Origin of the sequence: Duncaniella muricolitica (assembly GCF_910574735.1) — a bacterium.
Classification (GTDB): Bacteria; Bacteroidota; Bacteroidia; order Bacteroidales; family Muribaculaceae; genus Duncaniella; species Duncaniella muricolitica.
Genome location: NZ_CAJTCF010000134.1, coordinates 1 through 4,466, shown reverse-complemented (window position 1 = coordinate 4,466; position 4,466 = coordinate 1). Strand labels below are relative to the sequence as shown.

Below are 4,466 nucleotides of genomic sequence, written 5' to 3'. Positions count from 1 at the left end.
ACCGTAGAAGACATCCTCTCCAACGTTGGTAAACGATACATGATTAATTTCTGTAGACCTGCGGCTTAACATATCAATACATTAATTTATTTTTACGATATACTTAATCCGATGAATAAGTGGAATACAATATAGCAGTGGCAACACCGGATTGCTTGATTGAGGACAGTAGCCCGTTCACACTCTCCATCTCGCGCATGAAAAGATCGCAGTTGACTGCACTGACAGCCAGCAGTTCCTCCCTGTTTCGGTTGAGAACATAGTCGGAAGCCGTTATCTTCTTGTCGGGATTTATGACAAACTTGCCTGTGGCATTGTCAACATCCACGAACTGAGCCATTATCTGAGCATCCGTTTCGTATGCCCTGATCTGCGACGGTTCTTTGAAAACCGTATTGTCATCGCTGCACGAAAACAAAAATACGGCACTAATGAGAGGAATTATTTTTATGACTTGTTTCATACCTTATCATTACCCATAGACTCAATGGCGTTGCCAATATATAAAGAAGCGTGAGCCAACTATGCCACGTCTTTGTTGAGGGTCGTAGGAAACCTTTGATGCAGATGTAACAATAGTGCCCCACGCTATATGCGTGAGAACCACTATGCTATCTCTTGCATCGTTTTGAAAATTTCCTACGTTTTCAACAAACAAGATGAGCATAACGCTTCTTTTTTCAAAATGTCATGTATAGGCTTGCGCATATCCAATGGCAAAGTTAATCATAATATTTGGGATTTCAGGGCATTATTGGCGAAAAATTATTAACTTTGCATAAGAAAAGACAATGGAAAAGCAAGCAAAATCAAAATATTACCTCTTTATAGATGAGTGCGGCGATCATAATTTGACGAAATATGACCCTACATTTCCTATATTCACCTTATGCGGGATACTTGTTTCGCGTAAGAACCTCAACGCATTAAACGTAGCCTTTGAAAATCTAAAAATGGAGATTTTCGGCAACACTGACATCGTGATACACTCAGTTGACATACGAAAATGGCGCGGAGCTTTTGGAGCATTAAAAGACGATGCATTGCGGAAGAAATTCTTTGAAGGCATTGAGAATATACTGAGTCAACACGATGCCTATGTTGTTGTTAGTTGCACTATCTTGAAAGAGCAATTAAATAAATTTTGTGTCAGGGGTGAAGAAGATGACGTTTATGGCTTGTCTTTGTCCTATTTGATTGAACGCAGCATATTTTGTGTTGACAATATTGAGGACAATCCTGAAATATCAGTTGTTGTAGAGCGCAGAGGACATAAGGAAGACCGCAAACTACTTAATTACTACAATGGACTGCGGAACCGTGGAACAAAATGGGTTACACCGGATAGACTGCGGTCAAGGATAACCAATTTTGATTTCAAATACAAGAGCGACAATATCATTGGATTACAAATCGCAGACCTAATAGCATACCCGATAACAACACATTTCCTGCGACCACACAATGAAAACCGCTCTTATGACGCGGTGAAACATAATATTTTCTCCGACAACGGAGTGTTGCTTGGCCAAAAAGTCATTCCTCATTAAACGAAAAAAGAGCAACCAGATGATTGCTCTTTCCAACCGGCTACTGCCGATCCGTAAAATCGTTGCTTTCGCAAGCGAAGTATTTCTTTCAAGGGGAAACTACCCTTTGTGGATGCAAAGATAATACTAAATTTCCTATCCACAAAATTTTAACGCAAATTCCATATAAAAAGTTTGTTAAAACACATCGTTTTGCGTTGGATTAGCGATTGCGTCTATCTCGTCGGCGATTTCATCGGAGGATAGCTTGATGTAGTCCATGAAGGTCTTTTGGGTCTTGTGACCGCTGACGTGCATCATCTGGACGATGGTGTATTTGTGGGAGAGATACATATTCGTGATGCCGCTGCGCCGGGCAGTGTGGGTGGTGACGCAACTGTAACGGGGCATTACCACTTCTCCTTTGGAGTTGCGCTCAATCACAATCTTGCCAAGTTCCTCATTCTTCTTTTGCTTCATTGTCAGTTTGGTGGGAACCTTGACAGCCAATGACGGCACGGTTTCAGACAGGTCTTTAAGTATCTCCTTGATGTAGCGGTTTATCATCACATCAATCACCGAGGGAATATTGTAGTTGTATTTCTCGCAGATGGCTTTGAGATTAGGGTTCATTATCGGTATCTTGACCTCGTTTCGTGTCTTCTGCTGGATAAGCCGGATAATCGGCGTACCCTTTGCCGTTGTGGTGAAACTGTCGGGGCTGATATTGTTGTAGTCGCTGACACGCTGACAAGTGTAGCACCCGACGAGGAAAATGTCGCGCACCTGATCTTTCAGTCCAGTCAGCTCCATTTCAGCCAATGCCTGCAACTCGGCTTCGGTCAGATAGATTTCAGCCGCCTTGTCGCTTTCCTCAACCTTTCGCTTCGAGAAACAGGCCAATGCCCGGTCATTGTTGTGCAGACCGTCTGCATAGGCATATCCTACCATCGCACGGAACGATACAAGGTATTTATTCACCGAACTGCCCATGTAGTCGAGCTTGGCAAGGTGAGCGAGGAACTTCGTCACCAACTCGCGGTCAACATCACCCCATGTCAATTTGTGTCGAGGGTCAAAGCCGTTGTATAGTTTGCGGAAACTGCTCCACGCCTTGCAACTGCCGGGCGTATATGGGTCATTACCGTTGAGCCGCTTTCCGGCTTTTATATCTTCCACAAATCGGTCGAGGAAATTCCAGATGTTCGCACGTTCCGCCTCTTTCTTTTGGCGTTTGCGTTCCTCTTCCTCAATCTTCTCGCGCTCCTGTTTCAGTCGCGCTTCCTCTTCGGCTTTCCGCGCCTTTCTCACGGCATCCGATTTTTTCGGATTGGCAACGGCGAGGATTGCCTCCTTCACGGCCTTTTTGTCAAAGTGCATACCCTCCACCTCGCTCTTGACCGCCATTTCGATTTTGGCAAGAGTGTCGTGTAGCTTGAAATTCTTTTCTCGGTGACGCATCCAGTTTTCTTCGGAAGAAATGGCGTTGCGCCACTCCTGCACATCAACCTGTATTTGGGAGGAAAAAATAGAATCTATCTTATGCTCCTTATTCTGTACCCTGAAAAATAGGGTTGCCGTTTCCTTGTTCTCGTCCTGCTTGCGGATATAGAACCGGGAGAGAGTCTTTGCCATAATTCAAGATTATTTATTATCGTTTAATTTCGTTCAAGGGAAATCCACTGCCGATGTCTTGAACTGACCCTCTGATGTTGGTTCGGGTTCCAAAAATCACGGTGTGTTTTCCGATTGCAAAGATAGTGACTATTTCTGAAAAGTCACTACAAAAGTCACTATAATTTTTGAAGATTAACAACTCCAAATAAATTCAGTTTAGTTTAATTACATTGATATATAGCATATTATATTCACATTGAATTTACGGCAATTCATCTCAATTCATTAAAAATGGTGCTGGTGGCACCACAAAAGACCGCTAATTCTCAATGAGTTAGCGGTCTTTTATTCAATCATACCCCTCCAAGTCACCACAAAAGTCACCACGCCCATCCTAATACACTGAAATATTGTTTATTATGCGTGTCTGTATAGGCGCATATCTTTTATCATGGCGGTTTAATGCGCTGATAATCAGTATATATTTCAAATTCAACCAAATCCGTTCAGCGTCATTCATCCCCACATCACCGCCTGATGACCCCAAACATTAACAGACTTTAACCATATTCCAGCAATAAAAATGTGGTGACCTCAGCCAAAATCTCGCCGGGTCACCACACCTTAGGGTTAAAATATCAAAATATTTTCGTAACTTTGCAGTCGGATAGGCCGTGGTCTGTCCAAACATTTTTGAATCAAAGAGGCGTTATGTCTTCTGCTTGTACGGATAAAGCGTAGGAAACTTACATCCAAGTATATGCAAGAGAAAGTCATGACAGTCTCCATGCCATACGGCGTGGAGCTGTTATTTCCACATCTTCATATACAGGTATTCCTACCACCTATCCGTAAAGGCGTGGCATAGCAGCCCACGCCTCTTTTTTATTTATGACCAAGTGGGCTTTTGGTCAGTTTTAAGTTGAGTATATGGCAATAATAGACGTTGTAAAATATCAAACGGTTGATGGTGAACTTTGTCATAAGTTCGACTCCGATGACCTGCGTATGGGTACTCAGCTTGTGGTACACCCAGCTCAAACAGCTTTCTTTGTAAAAGGAGGTGCCATCTGTGATGAATTTACTGCGGGAACATATAGAATTGATACTGAAAATATACCGATACTTAATAAGATTATAAACTTGCCTTTTGGCTCGGAATCTCCGTTCCAAGCCGAGGTATGGTTTATAAATCAAACAGCAAAACTCAATCTTCCCGGGTCAAGCCGAAATGGCGGTGCATATGTTAAATTTGGCAGTTAGAAGTGTTAAATTTTTAGGCGTAGAGTTTGACCAGTCGGAATATGAAGAAGTCTCGGT

At 42.7% G+C, this 4,466-nt stretch carries 4 protein-coding genes; 2 read left to right on the top strand and 2 right to left on the bottom strand.

All coding sequences use genetic code 11. The features are described from left to right. Positions 1 to 103: 103 nt before the first annotated feature. Positions 104 to 463, bottom strand: a complete 360-nt coding sequence (locus QGT73_RS16970; protein WP_280123216.1) for a hypothetical protein — start codon at positions 461 to 463, stop codon at positions 104 to 106. Between the two features lie 328 nt (positions 464 to 791). On the opposite strand from QGT73_RS16970, the gene QGT73_RS16965 reads away from it, so the two are divergent. After that, complete coding sequence (locus QGT73_RS16965) at positions 792 to 1,550, top strand: DUF3800 domain-containing protein (protein ID WP_123406641.1); 759 nt, start codon at positions 792 to 794, stop codon at positions 1,548 to 1,550. A 177-nt stretch (positions 1,551 to 1,727) separates the two neighbouring features. Here the strand turns inward: QGT73_RS16965 and QGT73_RS16960 are convergent, their stop codons facing one another. Next, positions 1,728 to 3,164, bottom strand: a complete 1,437-nt coding sequence (locus tag QGT73_RS16960) for a phage integrase SAM-like domain-containing protein (protein ID WP_280123215.1) — start codon at positions 3,162 to 3,164, stop codon at positions 1,728 to 1,730. Positions 3,165 to 4,076: 912 nt separating this feature from the next. On the opposite strand from QGT73_RS16960, the gene QGT73_RS16955 reads away from it, so the two are divergent. Next, complete coding sequence (locus QGT73_RS16955; protein ID WP_280123214.1) at positions 4,077 to 4,409, top strand: SPFH domain-containing protein; 333 nt, start codon at positions 4,077 to 4,079, stop codon at positions 4,407 to 4,409. Positions 4,410 to 4,466: the final 57 nt, after the last annotated feature.

Coding starts and splice junctions, on each gene's coding strand:
- QGT73_RS16970 (WP_280123216.1), bottom strand. CDS start 463: ATGAAACAAGTCATAAAAATAATTCCTCTCATTAGTGCCGTATTTTTG.
- QGT73_RS16965 (WP_123406641.1), top strand. CDS start 792: ATGGAAAAGCAAGCAAAATCAAAATATTACCTCTTTATAGATGAGTGC.
- QGT73_RS16960 (WP_280123215.1), bottom strand. CDS start 3,164: ATGGCAAAGACTCTCTCCCGGTTCTATATCCGCAAGCAGGACGAGAAC.
- QGT73_RS16955 (WP_280123214.1), top strand. CDS start 4,077: ATGGCAATAATAGACGTTGTAAAATATCAAACGGTTGATGGTGAACTT.